Below are 20,137 nucleotides of genomic sequence, written 5' to 3'. Positions count from 1 at the left end.
GGGACGCCCGGGTGTACAGGTCGGATGGAGGTGGGTCAGGGACGCCGCAGCGCGTCGGCCGCACCGTAACCGACCGACAGGGGGCCGGCATCGCCTGAAGCTGCCCCGGACACGGTCTCGCCGACCCGGTCGGCGATGGCCGGGGGTACCGAGAGCTTCTCCAGCAGGTGCTTGCCCAGCCGCGCCTCGTCGGGCAGCGGGATCGGGTACTCGCCGTCGAAGCAGGCCGAGCAGAGCCGGGTGCGTGGCTGCTCGCTGGCGGCGATCAACCCTTCCAGCGAGACGTAGCCCAGCGTGTCCGACCCGATCGAGCGGCGTACGCCCTCGACGTCGAGCGAGCCCGCCACCAGTTCGGCGCGGGTGGCGAAGTCGATGCCGTAGAAGCACGGCCAGCGCACCGGCGGCGAGGCGATCCGCACGTGCACCTCGAGCGCGCCGGCCTCCCGGAGCATGCGCACCAGCGCACGCTGGGTGTTGCCGCGCACGATGGAGTCGTCGACGACGACGAGCCGCTTGCCCCGGATGACGTCGCGCAGCGGGTTGAGCTTGAGCCGGATACCGAGCTGACGGATCGTCTGGCTGGGCTGGATGAAGGTGCGGCCGACGTAGGCGTTCTTCACCAGGCCCTGCCCGTAGGGGATGCCCGAACCCTGCGCGTAGCCGATGGCTGCGGGGGTGCCCGACTCCGGAACGGGGATCACCAGGTCGGCCTCGACCGGGTGCTCGACGGCGAGCCGCCTGCCGATCTCCACGCGGGCCGCGTGCACGGACCGTCCGGAGATCGTGGTGTCCGGCCGGGCCAGGTACACGTACTCGAACACGCAGCCCTTCGGCTCCGGCGCCGAGAACCGGGAGCTGCGCATCCCGTCGGCGTCGATGGCCAGCAGCTCACCGGGCTCGACCTCGCGCACCATCGACGCGCCGACGATGTCCAGCGCCGCGGTCTCGCTGGCCACCACCCAGCCGCGCTCGAGACGGCCGAGCACCAGCGGGCGGACCCCGTGGGGGTCGCGGGCGGCGTAGAGCGTCTGCTCGTCGGCGAACACCAGTGAGAACGCGCCGCGCACCCTGGGCAGCAGGCGCATCGCCGCCTCCTCGACGCCGGTGTCGGCGGAGGTGGCGGCCAGCAGTTCGGTGATGAGGTCGGAGTCGGTGCTCGACCGGATCGACGAGCGGTCCGCCTTCGACGCGGCGGTCCGCAGCGCGGCTACCTCGTCGCGCAGCTCAGCGGTGTTGACCAGGTTGCCGTTGTGACCCAGCGCGATGCCGCTGCCGGTGGCGGTGGTGCGGAACGTCGGCTGGGCGTTCTCCCAGGTGGTGGAACCCGTGGTGGAGTACCGGCAGTGCCCCACCGCCAGGTGGCCCTTCAGCGACGACAGGACCTGCTCGTCGAAGACCTGGCTGACGAGCCCGAGATCCTTGAATACGACCATCCGGTGCCCGTCGGACACGGCGATCCCGGCGGCCTCCTGGCCACGGTGCTGCAACGCGTACAGCCCGTAGTAGGTGAGGTTGGCGACGTCCTCACCGGGGGCCCACACGCCGAACACACCGCACTCCTCACGAGGAGCGGGATCGAGGGCGCTCGTATCGGCCTGGTCGTCGGTGAGGTCGGGGTTCGGATTGCGGTCGGTCGGGTGCTCGTTCCGGGTGGAACTCGGCACAACTCGCTCCTTGCGCAGACGACGACTCAGCTGCCGATGCTACGCCGAAGGAGCTCCGGGACACACATACCGGGACCGGCATCACCGAACCATCTCCCCTGCCCCATGTCGCAGCCGAGCTCGGCGAGCCTCTCGGCCTGCACGGGGGTCTCCACCCATTCGGCCGTGACGTCCAGGCCGAGTGCGTGGGCCATCTCGACGAGGGCGCGCACGATCGAGGAGTCCGTCGGGTCGGCCGACGGGTTGCGCAGCCCGTCGATGAACGAGCCGTCGATCTTGAGGGCGTTCACCGGCAGCGTGCGCAGCCAGGCCAGGCTCGAGTAACCGGTGCCGAAGTCGTCGAGCGCCAGCCGGACTCCCGCGGCCCGCAGCGCGTTCAGGGCGTCGAGGGCGACGGTCTCGTCCCCGAGGACCGCCTGCTCGGTGATCTCCAGCTGGAGCAGCTCGGGCGGGAGCCCCGTGGAGCTGAGCGCGCCGGTGACCACGTGGACCCAGCCCGGTTCGGTCAGCTGCAGCGGCGAGACGTTGACGCTGACGAACGGCGCGGCGGGGCCGAGCTCACGCCACCAGCTCGCGGCCTGCCCACAGGCCTCCTCCAGCACCCACCGCCCGAGCGGGACGATCGCGCCGCTGTGCTCGGCCAGCTCGATGAACCGGCCGGGACCGATCACACCCTGCTCCGGGTGGTCCCAGCGCACCAGCGCCTCGGCCCCCCGCACCCGCCCGTCGGTGAGCTGGACGAGCGGCTGGAAGGCCAGCCGGAACTCACCGCGGTCGATCGCGCCGCGCAGCCCGGAGAGCAGCGCGAACCGCGCCGACTCCGTGGCGTCGCGCTCCGGGTCGAACACCACCCGGCGCCCACCCCCGAGGGCCTTCGCCCACGATCGGGCCACGTCCGCACCCCGCAACAGCTCGGCCGCGCTACCGCCCGCGGTCTCGGACTCGGCCACGCCGATGCTCGCCGAGACCACGAGGGTGTGGCCGTCGATCTGGAACGGGATCACCAGAGCGGCCTGCAACCGGTCGGCGAGCCTGCCGACGTCGCCGCTGCTCTCCGAGTCGGACACCAGCACCGCGAACTCGTCGGCCCCGATCCGGGTGACCAGGTGAGAGCCCGCCGCCAGCTGCAGCCTGCCCGCGACGGCGAGCAGCAGCCGGTCCCCCGTCTGCTGGCCGAGCCCGTCGTTGATCGGGTGGAAGCCGTCGATGTCGAGGACACAGATGCCCACCCGCTCCGGGCCGTCGGAGGCGAAGGCGCGGTGCAGCCACGCCTCGGTGACGGCCCGGTTCGGCAGGCGGGTCAGCTGGTCCTGGTAGGACTCGCCCTGGAGCCACGAACGCAGCCGGTGCCGGTCGGACACGTCCTCCACGACCGCCATCAGATGGGACGGCTCGCCGCTGTCGTCGACGATGCGCGAGGCGGTGACGTGGACCCACAGCACCTCGGAGTCGGGACGCGCGAGCCGTAGCTCCATCCGCACGACGTCCGACGCGCCGCCTGCGAGCCGCTGGAAGCGCTGGACGACGTCGAGCACGTCGTCGGGATGGACGAAGTCGGACACCGGCCGCGGCTGGTCGAGCGGACCGTCCAGCCCGAACATCCGGGCGAGGGCCGGGTTCACGTCGATCATCCGGCCGTCCAGGCACATGATCACGACGCCGAACGACGACTGCTCGTACACAGCGCTCATGTGGCGGCGCATGACGGCCGCATCCGCATCGTCGGTGGGCCGGCTCCGGCCGTCCCCGGCCCCGTTCCGGTCCTGCAGCGACCTGATGACGCCCGCGAGCAGCTCGTCGAGCACCGCGACGAGGCGCCGCTCGCCCTCCACCCCCGGCACCCCGATCACGTCGGCCGCCTCCCGCCGCAACAGGCGGAGGCTGGGCGGAACGATGTCGTCGAACCCGTACGTCGGCCGGCCCGGAGCCCCGCAGAGCCCGGTGCTGAGCAGCTCGGACCCGACCTCCCGGGCGGCGAGGGGCCAGAACGGCTCGGCACGCAGGATCGCTGCGAGCCTGCGCAGCAACGTGGCCAGGTGGGGGGCGACGCCGGGATCGTCGGGCGGCCCCAGCTGCGCCCACCGGGCGGCGAGCCGCTCGATACGGGCGCGTTCCGTGGCCGGCGGCTCGTCGCAGGAGTCGTTGTCGAACTCGGCGTCGACGGCATCAGGAAGGCTGCGCGGTGCCACCACGCGACCACCCCCTGTCGCCCGTTCTTTCCGCTTCGACCTTGATCGGACAATTCTCCGTACCGCGTTGTGTTTGCGCCACCACCATGTGTTTGCATTCACCCCTCGGGAGAGTGGCAACACGCCTGATCAGGAGAGCGGGAGCAGGCACGCGATCTCGCCGCTACGGGTTCCGGACGCGCGCAGCGCGCCCTCCTCCACCGCCTGCACCCACGTCAGCCTGCCGGTGACGAGTGCGAGCCAGGTGCGGGGATCGGTCTCGACGACGTTGGGCGGCGTGCCGCGGCCGTGCCGGGGCCCGCTGACGCACTGCACGGCCCCGTACGGCGGCACCCGCACCTCCACACTGCGTCCCGGCGCCGCGGCTGCCACGGCCGCGAGGCTCTCCTTCACCGCTCCGCGCAGCACCGGGCGCTCCGGCGACGGACCGCCGTCGAGCCAGTCCAGCACCGCCCTCAGCGCGCCGTTGTCGATCTCCTCCGGCATGCCGCGAACCTATCCCGCGCGGCCACCGAATGTCCCCGGTGTTGCAGCAAAGCCACGTTGCCGCAACGTGACGGCATGAACGTGGCTTTGCTGCAATCCGGGGGCGACCCCGCGGGTCAGCCGAAGAGGGCCGGGAGGGTGGCCTCCCAGGCGGTCCGCAGCTCGGACAGCGACAGCTCGGCCAGGCCCGCGACGGCCAGCGCCGCGCCCCCGGTGGTGCCCAGCGTCGTGACCGGCACGCCTGCGGCCTCCGCCAGCGACCTGACCTCGTCCGCCCGGTCCGCGGCGGTGGTCACGAGCACGCGCCCCGCCGACTCCGAGAACAGCGCGACGAACGGGTCGAGAGCGGCCGGGAGCTCCACCGCCGCACCCTGGCCCCCGACGAGACAGGCCTCCACGAGCGCCTGCGCGAGACCCCCGTCGGACAGGTCGTGGGCGCCGGTGAGAAGCCCGGCCTCGGCGGCGGCGGCGAGCAGCCGGGCGAGGCGCTGCTCGGCAGCGAGGTCGACCACCGGCGGCGGACCGCCCAGGTGGCCGTGCACCACGTTCGCCCACTCGCTGCCGCCGAGCTCGTCGCGGGTGTCGCCGAGCAGCAGCACCGTGTCGCCGTCGCGGGTGAACCCGGACCGGACGCGCCGGGCCACGTCGTCGATCACGCCGAGCACGCCGACCACCGGGGTGGGCAGGATCGCCCGCTCCCCGGTCTGGTTGTAGAAGCTCACGTTCCCGCCGGTCACGGGCAGACCGAGCGCAACGCACCCGTCGGCGAGGCCGCGCACGGCCTGCTGGAACTGCCACATCACGTGCGGGTCCTCCGGCGAGCCGAAGTTCAGGCAGTCCGTGACGGCCAGCGGCACCGCGCCGCTCGTCGCGACGTTGCGGTACGCCTCGGCCAGCGCGAGCTGGGCCCCCGCGTAGGGATCGAGGGCGACGAAGCGGGAGTTGCAGTCGGTGGCGACGGCCACCCCGCGCCCGGTCTCCTCGTCGATGCGCACCATCCCGGCGTCGGCGGGCTGCGCGGACGCCGTGTTGCCGCGGACGTAGCGGTCGTACTGGTCGGTGACCCATGCCCGGCTGCACAGGTTGGGGCTGGCGGCCATCCGCAGGATCTCCGCGCGCAGCTCGTCCGGGCCTGCCGGGCGGGCCAGGCGGTCGGGGGTGTCGGCCACGAGGGCGTCCTGTGCGGCCGAGCGCTGCACGGGGCGCTCGTAGACCGGCCCGTCGTGCGCGACGGTGCGCGGGGGGACGTCCACCACGGTCTCACCGCGCCAGGTGATCACCAGTCGGTCGCCGTCGGTGACCTCACCGATCACACTCGCGAGGACGTCCCACTTGCGGCAGACGGCCATGAAGGCGTCGACGTCCTCGGGACGCACGACGGCGCACATGCGCTCCTGGGACTCGCTGGAGAGGATCTCCGCCGGTGTCATCCCGGTGGCCCGCAGCGGCACCGTGTCCAGGTCGACGTGCATCCCGCCGTCACCGGCACTGGCCAGCTCGGACGTGGCACACGACAGGCCGGCGCCGCCGAGGTCCTGGATGCCGACCACCAGTCCGGCGTGGAACAGCTCCAGGCAGCACTCGATGAGGACCTTCTCCATGAAGGGGTCACCCACCTGCACCGACGGGAGCTTCTTGCGGCCGCTCGCCGACTCCTCGCCCGAGAAGGTCTCGCTGGCGAGCACCGACACACCGCCGATGCCGTCCAGCCCGGTGCGCGCGCCGAACAGGATGATCTTGTTGCCGGTGCCCGAGGCGAACGCGAGGTGCAGGTCCTCCGTGCGCATCGCGCCGATGCACAGGGCGTTGACGAGCGGGTTGCCCAGATAGCCCTCGTCGAAGACGACCTCACCACCGATGTTCGGCAGTCCGAGGGAGTTGCCGTAGCCACCCACGCCCGCGACCACGCCGGGCAGCACCCTGGCCGTGTCGGGCGCGTCGGCCGGGCCGAAGCGCAGCGGGTCGGCCACCGCCACCGGACGGGCGCCCATCGCCATGATGTCGCGCACGATCCCACCCACACCGGTGGCCGCGCCCTGGTAGGGCTCCACGTACGACGGGTGGTTGTGCGACTCGACCTTGAACGTGACGGCCCAGCCGTCCCCGATGTCGACGACGCCGGCGTTCTCCCCGATCCCGGCGAGCATCCGGCTGCGCATCTCGTCGGTGGTGGTCTCGCCGAAGTAGGCCAGATGCACCTTCGACGACTTGTAGGAGCAGTGCTCGCTCCACATCACGGCGTACATCGCCAGCTCGGCGTCGGTCGGCCTGCGACCGAGGATCTCCCGGATCCGCGCGTACTCGTCGTCCTTCAACCCGAGCTCGCGGTGGGGCTGCGGGTGGTCCGGCGTCGCGGCGGCGTTCCGGACGGTGTCGGTGTGGACGGGGGCGGACTGCGCGGTGGCGGCGGACGTCACGGCTTCTCAGCGTACGTAAACGAGACACACAGCCGCGCGCGACCGGGTGTATGGGCGCTGTCGACCCCACCACAGCGAGTCGTAACGACGACGCGGGCCGCGGCGACATCCGGCCGGAACCTGCGTGGGGGAGGCATGGTGCGGCTGGCGTACAAGGTGTGGTCGGGGATCGCGGCCGGTGTGTTCGTGATCGTCGCGCTCACCGACCTGTCGAGCTCCAGCCCACCCCCTACCCCCGCAGCGTCGATCGACCGTGCGGGGACGGATTCGGCTGCGGTCTCGCCACCGGGACCGGTCTCACCAGCAGCGCCCGCGGAGGCGGAGGCGGGGCAACCCGGCGAGACGGTGCAGGTGACGTCGGTGATCGATGGCGACACGTTCGAAGTCTCCGGCGGACGCACGGTGCAGGTGCTGGGCATCGATGCCTGCGAGCCGGGCACCTACGGCGGTGATCAGGCCACGGAGTCAGCGCGTTCCCAACTCGGGGGACAGACGGTCACGCTGGTCGCCGAACCTGGGGTGAACCGCGACCGCCGCGGTCACGAGCTGCGCTACGTGAAGCTCGCCACGGGCATCGACTTCGGCGAGATGGCCGTCGCTCTCGACCACACGACGGTGTACGACGGCCACGGGGCACCGGCCTCCTACCTCGACGACCTACGCAGTCGCGATGACGGCCCGCAGGTCTGCACGAAGCCTCGTCCGTCGAGCGGTGGCGGCAGCGGGGGCGACGTCAACTGGCCGAGTCCCGGCGACCAGGGGCTTCCGGACGGAGCGCTCACCGGCGGCTACTGCGCGAAGAAGTGGTGGTGCTGAGGAGATGAAGCGCAGTCCCGGCCTTGCCCGCGTGATCGGGATCGTCCTCGTTGTAGGTCTGGTGCTCCTCATCATCAAGTGGGCACTGATCACCGCAGCGATCCTCGCGGTGCCGTTCGGCGCCTGGTGGTTCTACGACCGGACCGCCACGCGGAAGCGGCAGCGCGCCCAGCAGCAGCGTGCATCCGCCGCCGCCCGACGCCGTGCAGAGGTCGAAAGCCTTGCCTCCGTCGACGCTGCAGGAGGGTGCGGGTGGTGTGGGTCGCGGCTCGCCCACATCGGCCGGGACGGCCGGCTCGTCCTCCCCCTCGACTGGCACCGAGCCGAGATCGAGCAGGTGCTGCAGAGCGAGAACGAGGCAGGGTCGACGGTGCGGCAGGGCTGACCGGATCAGCCGGGAGGCGACCCACGTCGCACCGGCGGCGTGCCGGCGAGCCCGCGGTGGACGAACTCCGTCAGCGTCTCGATCGCCTCCTCGTCGGAGATCTGCCTTCCCGTGCCGTCCCCGCCTGCCGCGAGCCAGGTGTAGGCGAACTGGTCGAGCAGGCTGCAGTACACCGACACCACGAGGTCGGGCTCCCCCGGCAGCGGTATCCCGGCGGCACGCACGGGATCGAGGTGCCCGATCAGATGGGCCGCGTCCCGGGTGACCATCTCCTGCAGCCGGCGGCCGAACCCGGGGTCGGCCATGGCGGCCTGCCGCAGCGCGACCATCTCGGGGACGTGCTCGCGGTAGAAGCCCCAGTACTGCTCGATGTGCCAGCGCACGGCGTCCCGGTCGCCGAAGTCGGAGCGGTGGGTGGGGTCCTCCGCGGCGCGGTCGCCCTCGGCGAACATGTCGGTGAGCAGGGCCGTGAGCAGCTCGTCCTTGCTCGTGAAGTGGTTGTAGAACGAGCCGGCGGCGCGCCCGGCTGCCGCCGTGATGTCCGTGATCTTCGTGTTGACGTAGCCGCGTTCGGCGAAGACGCGCTTGGCCGCCGCCTTCAGCGCCGCCTCGGTCTCCGCCGCCTTCGCCGCGCGGCTCGTGGGAGCCCCCATGCCCGACCTCCTTGACAGCGGACGCTAGCAGCGTTGACCATGAACCAACATTCAGTGAACGTCTATTCAGTAAAAGGGGATCGCATGGCTCACCAGGTCCTCATCGCCGGTGCCGGCCCCACCGGTCTCACCCTGGGCATCGAGCTCGCCCGTCGCGGCGTCGGGGTGCGCGTCGTCGAACGCGGCGAGCGGCCCGCTGCCGGTTCACGCGGGGACGGACTTCAGCCCCGGACCCTCGAGGTCTTCGACGACCTCGGTGTGCTCGACGCAGTGCGCGCCGCGGGGGCTCCTCCGGCACCGCTACGCGTCCACGTCGGCGGGCAGTTCGTCGGTGAGCGCCGCATGAGCGACTGGCGGGAACCCACGCCCGACGTGCCGCTGCCCAACCCGTGGATGCTCGGTCAGGACCGCACCGAGTCGATCCTGCGCACCCGGCTCGCCGAGCTGGGCGTCCCGGTCGAGCTCGGCACCGAACTGGTGGCGTTCGAGCAGGACGGCACCGGGGTGAGCGCCACCCTTCGGCGAGGCGGCCGGTCCGAGCGCGTGCGGGCGGCGTACCTGGTGGGGGCCGACGGGGGCCGCAGCACCGTGCGCAGGGCGCTCGGCATCCCGTTCGACGGCACCACCGACGAGTCGATGCGGATGCTGCTCGGCGACATGCGGATCGAGGGCCTCGACCACCGGTACGGCTACTGGTTCGGCGCCGCGGACGACCCACGCACCGGCGTCGCGCTGAGCCCGCTGCCCGGCGGAGACCTGTTCCAGACCGTCTGCCCGGCCGGCACCGACACCGAGCCGTCGCCTGCCACGGTGCAGGCGGCGTTCGACCGGTTCGGGGTCCCGCCCGGCTTCCGGCTGCGTGAGCTGGCCTGGGTCACGGTCTGGCGGCCGAACTCCCGGCTCGCGAAGCGCTACCGCGCCGGCCGCGTGTTCCTCGCGGGCGACGCCGCCCACGCCCACCCGCCGACGGGCGGCCAGGGGCTCAACACCGGCATCCAGGATGCCTACAACCTGGGCTGGAAGCTCGCCGAGGCGCTCGGCACCGATACCGACGCCGTGCGGGCGGCCGACCTGCTGGACAGCTACGAGGCCGAGCGGCTCCCCGTGGCCGCGCGGGTACTCGGGATCAGCAACGAACTGCTGCGCAAGTACACCGACGGCGCATCCGACGCCTTCACCCGCGGCACGGAGACCCACCAGCTCGACATCACCTACCGCGACAGCCCGCTGGTCCACGACGGACGCGCCGAGCCCGGAGCGCTGCGGGCGGGCGACCGCGCGCCCGATGCCCCGGTCGTCGACGCGGACGGGCGGGCGGTGCGGCTCTTCGACCTGTTCCGCGGCCCGCACGCCACGGTGCTGGCGTTCGGTGGCAGCGACGCGAAGCCGTCGCAGGGGGTCGGGGCGCACGCCGTGCTCCGCGCCGGGGAACGTGCCACCGGCACGGCGGTGGCGGACGCCCAGGGGCACGCGTTCGGCGCGTACGACGTGGCGGACGGCACCACGGTGCTCGTTCGCCCCGACGGCTACATCGGGTCGATCACGCACACACGGGGGCGGGTCAGCCTCCCGACGGGAGCTTCACCACGCTGACGAAGAAGTAGTCGATCTGCTTGATGGCCTCGATGAAGCCCTCGAAGTCGACCGGCTTGGTGACGTAGGCGTTGGCGTGCAGCTGGTAGCTGCGCAGCACGTCCTCCTCCGCCTGCGAGGTGGTGAGGACGATCACCGGGATGTGCCGCAGGTCAGGGTCCGCCTTGACCTCCTCGAGCACCTCGCGGCCGTCGCGCCGCGGGAGGTTGAGGTCGAGCAGGATCAGGTCCGGGCGCGGCGCGTCGGCGTAGGGCTCCTCGCGGCGCAGGTAGGAGAGCGCGGCAGCACCGTCCGTCACCACGTCGAGCCGGTTGTGCAGGTACTCGTCGAACGCCTCGCGGGTCATCAGCACGTCGCCCGGGTCGTCCTCGACCAGCAGCACGTTGATGATCCGGGGCTGGAGCTCTGTCACGCGTCGGTCTCCTCGGAAGCAAGGGGTTCAGGGGCGGCCGTGTCGGCCGGGACGGGCAGGCTGAAACGCACGGTCGTACCGGGCCCGGGGGTCTCGACGAGACCGATCCGGCCGCCGTGGAACTCGACGATCTTCTTCGCGAGCGCCAGCCCGATACCGGTTCCGGGGTAGACGTCGCGGCCGTGCAGCCGCTGGAAGATCACGAACACCTTGTCGGAGTACTCGGACTCGATGCCGATGCCGTTGTCGGCGACCGTGATCTCGAAGGAGTCGTCCTCCCGCCGGCACTCCACCCGGACCACCGGCGACACACCCTCCCGGTGGAACTTCAGCCCGTTGCCCAGGAGGTTCACCAGCAGCGCCTGCAGCAGAGCGCGGTCGCCCGCGACCACCGGGAGCTCACCGAGGACGATCTCGCCGCCCGTCTCCTCGCGTGCCGCCTCGAGCTGAGCCGCGGCGACCGCTGCCGTCTCGGCGAGGTCGACAGCGGTGAAGTTCTCGGTCGTCCGCCCGACGCGGGAGAACGACAGGAGGTCGTTGATCAGCCGTTGCATGCGCGAGGCGCCGTCCACGGCGAACGCGATGTACTGGTCGGCACGCTCGTCGAGCTGACCGCCGTACCGGCGCTGCAGCAGCTGGCAGAAGCTCGACACCTTGCGCAACGGCTCCTGCAGGTCGTGACTCGCCACGTACGCGAACTGCTCGAGGTCGCGGTTGGAGCGCTCCAGTTCGCGGGTCTGGTCGTCGAGGCGCCGGTTCACCTCCTTGGCCTCGTCGAGGTCGCGGAGGATGTGCTGGCGCATCGCCTCGACGTCAGCGCCCAGCCCGACGATCTCGCGCGGACCACCTGCGTCCACGGGCTTCGTGACGTCCCCGGACGCGACCTGGCGCACGTGCACCGCGAGCTCCGAGACCGGACGCAGGATTCCCCGTCGCAGCCCGACTGCTGCCGCCACCAGGAACGACGCCAGCAGCAGGGCGATCGCGACACCCACGATGAGGAGGAACCGCGCCGCCGACTCGATACCGGTCCTGGCCGCCTCCCGCTTCGCCTGCAGATCGGCGAGCAGAGTCCGGAGCGTGGCGCGGACCTGGTCGAACAGGGCCCGTCCCTGCTCCGGGTCGACCCCGACGGCAGTCCCGGCGAGCACGGGGCCCGCGTACTGGGTGCGCCAGCTTTGCGCCGCCCGCTCCACGGCGTCGAGGTTCGCGTCGAGGCCGGGAAGGCGGCCGGAGGCGGCGAGCCCACGCAGCTCGGACACCATCTCCGCCTCGCTCGACCGGCCGTCCTCATAGGGGTCCAGGAACTCCGCGCGGCGGCCCAGGTCGTAGCCGCGCACGCCGGTCTCCTGGTTCAGCAGCGCGTTCGACAGCTGCTGCGCGGCAACCAGCGCCGGACCGGCCGAGTCGATCAGGGCGACCCGCGCGTCGGAGAGCCGCCACAGCGCGACGCCGCCGAGGACCACGACGACCAGCGCGAAGAGCGCCGCCAGCGAGGCACCGAGGGCGAAGATCCGCGCCAGCGGCCAGTGCCGTCGGCTCGCCTGCGAGGACTCGCGACGCATGACCTCGCGCTGCGCGGGCGGCTTCACGTCGAGCACTGTCATGTCACCGCCCCGTCGGCGGGGACCGCACTGGCCTGGGGGGCGTCCTGCGGCCCGGTGTCCGACGACAGCAGCAGTATCGCGACGTCGTCGGAGAGCGGTCCCCCGTTGAGCTCCTGCACGCGCTCGACGAGCTTCGCCGGCAGGTGCTCCAGGTCGGTGGCGCGCTCCTGTTCCAGCATCTCGAGCAGCCCCTCCTCCCACAGCGGCTCTCCGGAGACGGGGCCCCGGCCCTCGATGAGGCCGTCGGTGTGCAGCAGCAGTGCCCATTCGGCGCCGAGATCGAAGCTCGCGGGCTCCCACGCCGCGTCGACGTCCAGGCCCAGGGGAAGGCCCACCGGCGGCACGGCAGGCCGTGGCGCCGGGATCAACGAGACCGGCGGTGGGTGCCCCGCCAGACGCACGAGCATCTCTGTCGTCAACCTTCCGTCGGCAGGGTCCACCTCGGACCGGAACGCGACGGTGCAGACCGTCGTGAACAGCGACCGGTCGTGCCGCTCGCTCACCAGCAGCTGCTGGAGCTTCGGCAGCACCTGTGGCTCGTCCACGCCGGCCAGCACGAGGGCCCGCCACGCAACCCGCAGCAGCGCACCGAGCGCCGCCTCGTCCGGGCCGTGCCCGCAGACGTCTCCCACGATCGCGTGCACCGTGCCGGTCGGTCCGAGTACGGCGTCGAAGAAGTCCCCGCCGATCAAGGAACGGGTGCGGCCCGCCCGGTAGAACGACCGCGCCCGAACGGGGCTGCCCGCCAGCAGCGGTGACGGCAGGAGCCCGCGCTCGAGGCGGGCCGACTCCGCCGCGGCGAGCTGCTCCTCCCTCAGCCGCAGCAGGCTCGCCTCGGCCCGGCGCCGCTCCACGGCGTAGCGCACGGCCCGGATCAGTACCTGCCCGTCGACCTTGCCCTTGACCAGGTAGTCCTGCGCCCCCGCCGCGACCGCCGCCGTCCCGAGGTGCTCGTCGTCCAGGCCGGTGAGGACGCAGACGGCCGGGGCACCCTCGGTACGCAGGATCGTGCGCAGCCCGTCGAGACCGTCGGAACCGGGCAGGTTGAGATCGAGCAACACGCAGTCGCACCGCCCGAGCAGCCCCCGCTCGACCACTTCGGCCACCGACTCCGCCACTGTCACCCCGAGCTCGGGGTCGACCTCGGCGAGCAGCTCGCGCACGAGGAACACGTCGCCAGGGTCGTCCTCGACCAGCAACACGTGCCGGGGCGCAGCCGGAACGGTTCGGATCATGCCGAGCGCTCCTTCTCGCAGGCCTCAGTGGCACAGTGCACTGGCGGGATCCGGAAGCCTAGATCCCGGAACCCTCGGTACGTGACACGGGTCCTGTCACACAGGAGACGCCGCACCCTGCAGCACCGAGGTGAACAGCGCCAGCCCGTCCTGCGACGGACCGGTCAGCGCATCGATCGCGTGCTCGGGGTGCGGCATCAGGCCGACGACACGCCCGTCGGCCGAGCTGATCCCGGCGATCGCCGACATCGCGCCGTTCGGGTTCGCGCCGGCGTACCGGAACACGACGCGGCCGTCGCCCTCCAGCTGGTCGATCGTGGCGGCGTCGGCGACGAACCGGCCCTCGCCGGACTTCAGCGGCACGAGGATCTCCTGGCCCGCGGTGAGGTCGCCCGTCCACGCCGTGGCGCTGGACTCGACCCGCAGCCGCTGGTCGCGGCACACGAAGTGCAGCCCCACGTTGCGCGTGAGCGCCCCGGGCAGCAGCCCCGCCTCGCAGAGGATCTGGAACCCGTTGCAGATGCCGAGCACGGGCGTGCCACGGCCGGCGGCGGCCACGACCTCGGTCATGATCGGGGCGATGCTGGCGATGGCGCCTGCCCGCAGGTAGTCGCCGTAGGAGAAGCCGCCCGGCACGATCACCGCGTCGACGCCCTGCAGGTCGTGGTCGGCGTGCCACAACGCCACCGGCTGGGCGCCCGCGTAGCGCACCGCCCGGGCCGCGTCGACGTCGTCGAGCGTGCCCGGGAAGGTGATGACGCCGATCCTCATGCCCTGGTCACCACCCAGTCCTCGATCACCGGGTTGGCGAGCAGGCTGCCCGCCAACCGGTGCAGGGTCTCGTCGTCGACCGAGTCGTCCACCTCGAGCTCGAAGTGCTTGCCCTGCCGCACATCCCCGACCCCGGCAACGCCGAGCCGGACGAGCGCACCCGCGACGGCCTGGCCCTGCGGATCGAGGATCTCGGGCTTCGGCATCACGTCCACCACGACCTTTGCCACCTCATCAGCGTACGGCGAACACGATTGCCACCCCGCGCCACCGTCCGTGAGGCTCCTCCCATGGGTCGATGGCTGGTGCTCGGCGGTACGCGTTTCCTCTCCAGGGCGGTGGCGACCGCGGCCGTGACCAGGGGACACGAGGTGGTGTGCGTAGCCCGTGGCCATTCCGGTGCCGTGCCGGCGGGCGCGAAGCTCCTCGCCGTGGACCGCGACGCCCCCGGCGCGCTCGACCCGCTGCGCGGCGAGGTGTTCGACGCGGTCGTGGACGTCGCCAGGATGTCGCTGCCGTGGGTGCGCTCCGCGCTCGACGTCCTGGGCCCGACCGCGCGGCACTGGACCTTCGTCTCGACGATCAGCGTGTACGCCGACAGCGTCACCCACGGTTCGGGTGTCGACGCCGCGCTGGTCACCCCGCGCACCGACGAGACCCCCACCGAGGACGGCGAGGCGTACGGCCCGATCAAGGTGGCGTCCGAGAACGCCGTGCGGGACGCGGCAGGCGACCGCACGTTGATCGCCAGGGCGGGCCTCATCTGCGGCCCGGACGACGGCACGGACCGGTTCGGCTACTGGCCCAACCGGCTGGCGCGGGGCGGCCGGGCGGTCGTGCCGGGCGATCTCGCACAGCCCGCCCAGATCATCGACGTCCGCGACCTCGCCGACTGGATCGTGCGGTCCGGGGAGGAACACCTGGTCGGGACCTTCGACGCCAGCGGCCCCCGCTCCACCCTCGACGCGGTGCTCGACGAGACCGCCGACGCCGTCGGGGCCGCGGACCTGGAACGCGTGCCCGTCACACCGGAGGCGCTGACGGCGGCCGGGGTGCACCCGTGGTCCGGTCCCCGGTCGCTGCCGCTGTGGCTGACCCCGGCCGAGGCGGGCATGCTGGCGCGCGACACCGCACCCGCAGCGGCGGCGGGCCTTCGCTGCCGCCCGGTGGCCGACACCGCGCGCGCGGCGCTCGAGCACGAACGCGCCCTCGGCGCCGACCGCCCCCGCAAGGCCGGGCTCACCCCGGCCGAGGAGTCGGAGGTCCTCACCTCGCTGCTCTGACCAGCGAGGAGTCGTCACCGCGCCCCCGGCGCCTTCCGGTGGAACACTCGTCGAGGTGCAGATCACCCACTTCGGCCACTCGTGTCTCCTGCTCGACACCGGCGCAGCGCGGTTGCTGATCGACCCCGGGTCGTTCTCGGCCGGCTTCGAGGAGGTGGCGGGACTCGACGCCGTGCTCGTCACGCACCAGCACTTCGACCACCTCGACACCGACCGGCTGGGGGCCCTGCTGACCGCCAACCCCGATGCCCGCCTGATCGTCGACGTCGGGACGTCGCGGCAGCTCGCCGACGTCGAGCACGAGGTGGTGGCGCCGGGGACCTCGTTCGAGGTCGGGGGGTCGCGGATCGACGTGCTCGGCGGCCGGCATGCGGTGATCCACGCCGACATCCCCGTGGTCGCGAACAACGCCTACCTGGTCGACGGCACCCACCTGCATCCCGGCGACTCGTTCACCCCGCCCGACACGGCGGTCGAGGTGCTCTTCCTGCCGACCGGGGCGCCCTGGCTCAAGCTCTCCGAAGCCGTGGACTACCTGCGGGCGGTCGCACCGCGCACGGCGGTGCCGATCCACGAGGCCGTGCTCGCCCGGCCCGCGATGCACTACGGGATGTTCGAGCAGCTCGCCCCGGAGCAGACCACCGTCCGCGTCCTCGACCGCGAGAAGCCCACCACGCTCTGACCCCACCCACGCGCTCCCGGGCGACTCGCACACCAAAACCGGGCGACTCGCGGGCACGTAATGGGCGACTCGCGCGCGCGAAACGGGCGACTCGCGGGGGCCCCCGCGAGTCGCCCCGAAACCGCCCGCGAGTCGCCCGAAAACCGTCCGCGAGTCGCCGGGAAAGTGCGGGTGAGTTGCCCCGGTTGCGCGGGGGGCGGGTCAGGCGGCTCGGGCCGGCGACGGGAGGCGGTAGGTCGCGGGGACGGCGCCGAGGCGGAGCGCGGCGTCCACCGCCGCCAGGACGGCGGCCCGCCGCGCCGGCCGCTTCAGGTCCTTGGCCCGGATGTTGATCCGCACCAGCCCGCCGCGTCGCACGGTGCGGGCGACCTCGGCCTCCAGCACCCGGCAGCGCCACGCCTCGGCGGCCTTCCGGTCATCGGCCAGCGGGTGGCGCTCGCCCGAGACGCGGAAGCCGAGCACCCTGGCCCGCATCACCGTGTCGTCGGCCGGACCGTGCAGGAGGCGCACGCCGTTCTCGTCGGCCAGCACGCCGAAACCCTGGTCGTGCAAAGCCTCGACGGTGCCCGGCGACGCGAGCCAGCGCGGCGGGACGAACATGTCGGTGCGCAGGCCCAGCGCCGTCAGAGCGCGGCGGGCAGCGGTGAGCCGCAGACCGGCCTCATGACGGGGCAGTGCGGCGAACTCCGCACGACGGCCCACCCGCGCGAGCGCCGAGGACTGCCAGGCGCCGATCGGATCCGAGTTGTGGTCGTAGCCGTGCAGCACGATGGCGTCACCCGCCGCGCGCCGCTCGTGCATCCAGCTCACGAGCGGCGACTTCAGCTGCAGCGCCCCGGACGCCGAGCGGGGCCGGAAAAGCTGCGACAGCGGCACGCCGCGCGCGTCGAGCTCAGCGGCGAACTCGACGCCTCGGGCGAGTGACTCGGTGGCGTCGTGCGTCAGCCCGGACAGCGAGACGACCAGGTGGGACGGCACGACCGGACGGGGTTCGGGCAGCTGTGTGGCCACGAGCCCATCAACGCATGCCCGCGTGAACGGCGGTTGGCCGTGCTGTGATAGCTGGATGGTGCTCCGGCGCCCATCACCAGTCCTCGCCGGTGATGCGCTCGTACACCTCCACGTAGCGAGCGCGCGTGGCGGCCACGACCTCGGTGGGCACCTCGGGTCCGGGTGGGGTCCGGTCCCACCGCAGAGAGGCCGACCACTCCCGCACGTACTGCTTGTCGAAGGAGTACTGCGCGCGCCCCGGCTCCCACGAGTCGGCCGGCCAGAACCGGGACGAGTCGGGGGTGAGCACCTCGTCGGCGAGCACGATCTCCCCCGCCGGGTCGAGCCCGAACTCGAGCTTGGTGTCGGCGACGAGGATCCCGTTGCCTGCCGCGATCTCGGCGCCGCGCGTGTACACCGCGAGCGTCAGGTCACGCAGTCGCGCCGCCGTCTCCGCTCCGACCGCGGCCACGACCTCGTCGAACGTCATGAACTCGTCGTGCTCACCGACGGGCGCCTTGGTGGTGGGCGTGAAGATCGGCTCGGGCAGCTTCGAGCCTTCGACGAGGCCGGGCGGCAGCGCCACCCCGGAGACCGTGCCGTGCTTCTCGTACTCCGCGAGCCCCAGTCCGGCGAGGTAGCCGCGGGCGATGCACTCCACGGGCAGCATCGAGAGCCTGCGGCAGCGGATCGCCCGGCCGACGAACTCCGGTGGCACGTCCGACGCCGAGATGACGTGGTTGGGCGCGATGTCGGCGAGCCGGTCGAACCACCAGAGCGAGAGCTGGGTGAGCAGCGCACCCTTGTCCGGCACCGGGGTCGGGAGCACCACGTCGTAGATCGACAGCCGATCCGACGCCACGAGCACGATGTCGTCGCCGTCGGCGTAGATGTCCCGGACCTTGCCGCTGTGCAGCAGCTTCACAGGATCGCTCCCGGCGTGTAGGCGGCCGCATCGGGGTGGGCGTCGACGATCTCCCCCACCCGCGCGACGACCGACCCGACCTGAGCCGCGGCGGCTCCGGTGAACCGCAGCGGGTCGGCGAGCAGCCCGTCGAGGGTGCCGGACAGCAGCCCGAGCCGCTCATCGGCGGCCAGCCGGGCGACGAGGTCGTTCTCGGCCTGGCCCTTCTCCCGCATGGCGAGCGCCACGCCCACGGCGTGCTGCTTGATCACCTCGTGGGCGCTCTCCCGCCCGACACCGGCGCGGACGGCCGCCATCAGCACTGCCGTGGTCGCGAGGAAGGGCAGGTAGCGGTCCAGCTCGCGGGCGATGACGGCCGGGTAGGCCCCGAACTCGTCGAGCACCGTGAGCGTGGTCTCGAACAGGCCGTCGAGGGCGAAGAACGCGTCCGGCAGGGCGACGCGGCGGACGACGGAGTCGGAGACGTCCCCCTCGTTCCACTGTGCGCCGGCCAGCTCGGCGGCCATCCCCGCGTAACCCCGCAGGAGCACCATCATCCCGTTGATCCGCTCGGCGGAGCGGCTGTTCATCTTGTGCGGCATCGCGGACGACCCGACCTGGCCGGGCTGGAAGCCCTCGGTGGCGAGCTCCGCGCCCGCCATCAGCCGGATCGTGGTGGCCAGCGACGACGGAGCGGCGGCGAGCTGGACCAGTGCGCTGAGCACGTCGAAGTCCAGCGAGCGCGGGTAGACCTGGCCCACGCTGGTGAGCACACCGGAGAACCCGAGGTGCGCCGCGACACGGTCCTCCAGCGACGCGAGCTTGGCCTCGTCACCGCCGAGCAGGTCGAGCATGTCCTGCGCCGTGCCCATCGGGCCCTTGATGCCGCGCAGCGGGTAGCGCGCACGCAGGTCCTCCAGCCGCGCGTACGCCACGAGCAGCTCGTCGGCGGCGGAGGCGAACCGCTTGCCGAGCGTGGTGGCCTGCGCCGCCACGTTGTGGCTGCGGCCCGCCATCACCAGCTCGGCGTGCTCGGCAGCCCGCCGGGCGAGCCGGGACAGCACGGCCACGGTGCGGTCGCGCACGTGTTCGAGCGAGAGCCGGATCTGCAGCTGCTCGACGTTCTCGGTGAGATCGCGGCTGGTCAGCCCCTTGTGCACGTGCTCGTGGCCGGCGAGGGCGTCGAACTCCTCGATCCGGGCCTTCACGTCGTGCCGCGTGACGCGCTCTCGGGCCGCGATCGACTCCAGGTCCACCTGCTCGACCACGCGCTCGTAGTCGGCGATCGCGGAGTCGGGGACGTCGACGCCCAGGTCGCGCTGCGCGGTGAGGACGGCGATCCAGAGCCGCCGTTCCAGCACGATCTTGTGTTCGGGCGACCACAGCCGCACGAGCTCCGGGCTCGCGTATCGAGCGGCCAGCACGTTGGGGATCACGTGCGGAAACGATAGGCGCTCCGCCCTACAGCGCGCGGATCAGTACCTCGCGGCCGGCCGCCCGCGGGTCGGGGTCGGCCTCGATCAACGCGCTGATGACCGCCCCGTCGACGAGCGAGACGAGGTCGCGCAGCGCGACGGCGTCGAGCGGATGCCCGCACCGGACGAGGATCTCGGCGAGCAATGCGTCCAGCTCCCCGCGCAGCTCCCGCATCAACGGCGCCAGGTACGGCCGCCTGCCCGCGCCCACCAGCCGCTCGTACCGCAGGAGCACGGCGTCGAGGCCACCGTCGCGCGACTCGGGGCCCAGCAGCTGGTCCAGCACCAGCTCGACGAGGGCGGGCGTGTCGACCGCCCCTTCGGCGAGCGCGTCGAGCTGCTCCCGGCCCTCGGCGAGCTCGTCGCGGCTGGTCCGTTCGGCGGCCGCGGTGACGAGGTCGTCGAGGGAGGCGAAGTAGTAGGTGGTGGAGGCCAGCGGCAGCCCGGCGCGATCAGCCACCGCCCGGTGCCGCACGGCGTCGAAGCCACCGGAACGCAGCAGCGCGGCGGCCGCCGTCACCAGCTCCTGCCGCCGCCGTTCACCCTTGGCGGTACCCACGGGTGCAGAGTCTCCC

General features: G+C 72.5%; 19 protein-coding genes. 5 read left to right on the top strand and 14 right to left on the bottom strand.

All coding sequences use genetic code 11. The features are described 5' to 3' along the window. Nucleotides 1–35: 35 nt before the first annotated feature. The 4 genes from purF to purL form a co-directional block, all read right to left on the bottom strand. Nucleotides 36–1,664 carry an amidophosphoribosyltransferase gene (gene purF, locus ACQPZA_RS01950; protein ID WP_433277829.1) on the bottom strand — a complete coding sequence of 543 codons (1,629 nt, stop codon included), beginning with the start codon at nt 1,662–1,664 and terminating at the stop codon, nt 36–38. A 26-nt stretch (nt 1,665–1,690) separates the two neighbouring features. After that, nucleotides 1,691–3,856, bottom strand: a complete 2,166-nt coding sequence (locus ACQPZA_RS01945) for a putative bifunctional diguanylate cyclase/phosphodiesterase (RefSeq protein WP_433277827.1) — start codon at nt 3,854–3,856, stop codon at nt 1,691–1,693. Nucleotides 3,857–3,982: 126 nt separating this feature from the next. After that, nucleotides 3,983–4,339 carry a sterol carrier family protein gene (locus ACQPZA_RS01940; RefSeq protein WP_169393999.1) on the bottom strand — a complete coding sequence of 119 codons (357 nt, stop codon included), beginning with the start codon at nt 4,337–4,339 and terminating at the stop codon, nt 3,983–3,985. A 116-nt stretch (nt 4,340–4,455) separates the two neighbouring features. Further along, nucleotides 4,456–6,756 carry a phosphoribosylformylglycinamidine synthase subunit PurL gene (gene purL / locus ACQPZA_RS01935; protein ID WP_433277824.1) on the bottom strand — a complete coding sequence of 767 codons (2,301 nt, stop codon included), beginning with the start codon at nt 6,754–6,756 and terminating at the stop codon, nt 4,456–4,458. Nucleotides 6,757–6,891: 135 nt separating this feature from the next. Here purL and ACQPZA_RS01930 point away from each other — a divergent pair, with 135 nt between their 5' ends. Further along, nucleotides 6,892–7,572, top strand: coding sequence for a thermonuclease family protein (locus tag ACQPZA_RS01930; RefSeq protein ID WP_433277822.1), 681 nt, complete (start codon nt 6,892–6,894; stop codon nt 7,570–7,572). A 4-nt stretch (nt 7,573–7,576) separates the two neighbouring features. Further along, on the top strand, nt 7,577–7,957 hold the full coding sequence (locus tag ACQPZA_RS01925) for a hypothetical protein (protein WP_433277819.1): 381 nt from the start codon (nt 7,577–7,579) through the stop codon (nt 7,955–7,957). A 5-nt stretch (nt 7,958–7,962) separates the two neighbouring features. On the opposite strand, the gene ACQPZA_RS01920 is transcribed toward ACQPZA_RS01925, so the two are convergent. Then, nucleotides 7,963–8,610: a TetR/AcrR family transcriptional regulator gene (locus ACQPZA_RS01920; protein ID WP_433277817.1), complete on the bottom strand. Its 648-nt coding sequence runs from the start codon at nt 8,608–8,610 to the stop codon at nt 7,963–7,965. Between the two features lie 84 nt (nt 8,611–8,694). On the opposite strand from ACQPZA_RS01920, the gene ACQPZA_RS01915 reads away from it, so the two are divergent. Continuing rightward, nucleotides 8,695–10,203: an FAD-dependent monooxygenase gene (locus tag ACQPZA_RS01915; protein WP_433277815.1), complete on the top strand. Its 1,509-nt coding sequence runs from the start codon at nt 8,695–8,697 to the stop codon at nt 10,201–10,203. Here ACQPZA_RS01915 and ACQPZA_RS01910 read toward each other — a convergent pair. From ACQPZA_RS01910 to purS, 5 genes are all read right to left on the bottom strand, one after another. Then, nucleotides 10,172–10,615 (bottom strand): response regulator, encoded by a 444-nt coding sequence (locus tag ACQPZA_RS01910; RefSeq protein ID WP_433277813.1) that lies wholly within the window; start codon nt 10,613–10,615, stop codon nt 10,172–10,174. The two genes, ACQPZA_RS01915 and ACQPZA_RS01910, sit on opposite strands and share 32 nt — an antisense overlap. Further along, nucleotides 10,612–12,222, bottom strand: coding sequence for a sensor histidine kinase (locus tag ACQPZA_RS01905; RefSeq protein ID WP_433277811.1), 1,611 nt, complete (start codon nt 12,220–12,222; stop codon nt 10,612–10,614). Before ACQPZA_RS01905 ends, ACQPZA_RS01910 begins: the two co-directional genes overlap by 4 nt. Next, complete coding sequence (locus ACQPZA_RS01900) at nt 12,219–13,457, bottom strand: PP2C family protein-serine/threonine phosphatase (protein WP_433277809.1); 1,239 nt, start codon at nt 13,455–13,457, stop codon at nt 12,219–12,221. Before ACQPZA_RS01900 ends, ACQPZA_RS01905 begins: the two co-directional genes overlap by 4 nt. A 96-nt stretch (nt 13,458–13,553) precedes the next feature. Then, complete coding sequence (gene purQ, locus ACQPZA_RS01895) at nt 13,554–14,228, bottom strand: phosphoribosylformylglycinamidine synthase subunit PurQ (protein ID WP_433277807.1); 675 nt, start codon at nt 14,226–14,228, stop codon at nt 13,554–13,556. Beyond that, a complete protein-coding gene (gene purS / locus ACQPZA_RS01890; RefSeq protein ID WP_433277805.1) occupies nt 14,225–14,458 on the bottom strand; it encodes a phosphoribosylformylglycinamidine synthase subunit PurS in 234 nt (77 codons plus the stop codon). Before purS ends, purQ begins: the two co-directional genes overlap by 4 nt. Before the next feature lie 60 nt (nt 14,459–14,518). On the opposite strand from purS, the gene ACQPZA_RS01885 reads away from it, so the two are divergent. Together ACQPZA_RS01885 and ACQPZA_RS01880 are read left to right on the top strand one after the other, a co-directional pair. Next, complete coding sequence (locus ACQPZA_RS01885; RefSeq protein ID WP_433277803.1) at nt 14,519–15,511, top strand: NAD-dependent epimerase/dehydratase family protein; 993 nt, start codon at nt 14,519–14,521, stop codon at nt 15,509–15,511. A gap of 55 nt (nt 15,512–15,566) precedes the next feature. Next, on the top strand, nt 15,567–16,193 hold the full coding sequence (locus ACQPZA_RS01880) for an MBL fold metallo-hydrolase (protein ID WP_433277801.1): 627 nt from the start codon (nt 15,567–15,569) through the stop codon (nt 16,191–16,193). A gap of 201 nt (nt 16,194–16,394) precedes the next feature. Here the strand turns inward: ACQPZA_RS01880 and ACQPZA_RS01875 are convergent, their stop codons facing one another. The 4 genes from ACQPZA_RS01875 to ACQPZA_RS01860 all read right to left on the bottom strand — a co-directional run bounded on the left by ACQPZA_RS01875 (nt 16,395) and on the right by ACQPZA_RS01860 (nt 20,121). Next, entirely contained in the window at nt 16,395–17,204 is an 810-nt protein-coding gene (locus ACQPZA_RS01875; protein WP_433277798.1) for a DUF2334 domain-containing protein, read from the bottom strand. A 73-nt stretch (nt 17,205–17,277) separates the two neighbouring features. Next, nucleotides 17,278–18,108 (bottom strand): phosphoribosylaminoimidazolesuccinocarboxamide synthase, encoded by an 831-nt coding sequence (locus tag ACQPZA_RS01870; protein WP_169393986.1) that lies wholly within the window; start codon nt 18,106–18,108, stop codon nt 17,278–17,280. Continuing rightward, entirely contained in the window at nt 18,105–19,523 is a 1,419-nt protein-coding gene (gene purB, locus ACQPZA_RS01865) for an adenylosuccinate lyase (protein WP_433277796.1), read from the bottom strand. The genes ACQPZA_RS01870 and purB overlap by 4 nt, the downstream gene beginning before the upstream one ends. Nucleotides 19,524–19,548: 25 nt before the next feature. Beyond that, nucleotides 19,549–20,121: a TetR/AcrR family transcriptional regulator gene (locus ACQPZA_RS01860; RefSeq protein ID WP_433277794.1), complete on the bottom strand. Its 573-nt coding sequence runs from the start codon at nt 20,119–20,121 to the stop codon at nt 19,549–19,551. Between the last annotated feature and the right edge of the window lie 16 nt (nt 20,122–20,137).

Source organism: Pseudonocardia xinjiangensis, from assembly GCF_050948425.1.
Lineage (GTDB): Bacteria > Actinomycetota > Actinomycetes > Mycobacteriales > Pseudonocardiaceae > Pseudonocardia > Pseudonocardia xinjiangensis.
Note: the sequence above shows the minus strand (reverse complement) of the source record. Positions and strands in the feature narration are given on the sequence as shown.

What these genes read in the sequence shown, in the direction of transcription:
- ACQPZA_RS01900 (WP_433277809.1), bottom strand. Translation starts at nt 13,457, where the DNA reads ATGATCCGAACCGTTCCGGCTGCGCCCCGGCACGTGTTGCTGGTCGAG.
- ACQPZA_RS01905 (WP_433277811.1), bottom strand. Translation starts at nt 12,222, where the DNA reads ATGACAGTGCTCGACGTGAAGCCGCCCGCGCAGCGCGAGGTCATGCGT.
- ACQPZA_RS01915 (WP_433277815.1), top strand. Translation starts at nt 8,695, where the DNA reads ATGGCTCACCAGGTCCTCATCGCCGGTGCCGGCCCCACCGGTCTCACC.
- ACQPZA_RS01925 (WP_433277819.1), top strand. Translation starts at nt 7,577, where the DNA reads ATGAAGCGCAGTCCCGGCCTTGCCCGCGTGATCGGGATCGTCCTCGTT.
- purQ (WP_433277807.1), bottom strand. Translation starts at nt 14,228, where the DNA reads ATGAGGATCGGCGTCATCACCTTCCCGGGCACGCTCGACGACGTCGAC.
- ACQPZA_RS01930 (WP_433277822.1), top strand. Translation starts at nt 6,892, where the DNA reads ATGGTGCGGCTGGCGTACAAGGTGTGGTCGGGGATCGCGGCCGGTGTG.
- ACQPZA_RS01885 (WP_433277803.1), top strand. Translation starts at nt 14,519, where the DNA reads ATGGGTCGATGGCTGGTGCTCGGCGGTACGCGTTTCCTCTCCAGGGCG.
- ACQPZA_RS01940 (WP_169393999.1), bottom strand. Translation starts at nt 4,339, where the DNA reads ATGCCGGAGGAGATCGACAACGGCGCGCTGAGGGCGGTGCTGGACTGG.
- ACQPZA_RS01920 (WP_433277817.1), bottom strand. Translation starts at nt 8,610, where the DNA reads ATGGGGGCTCCCACGAGCCGCGCGGCGAAGGCGGCGGAGACCGAGGCG.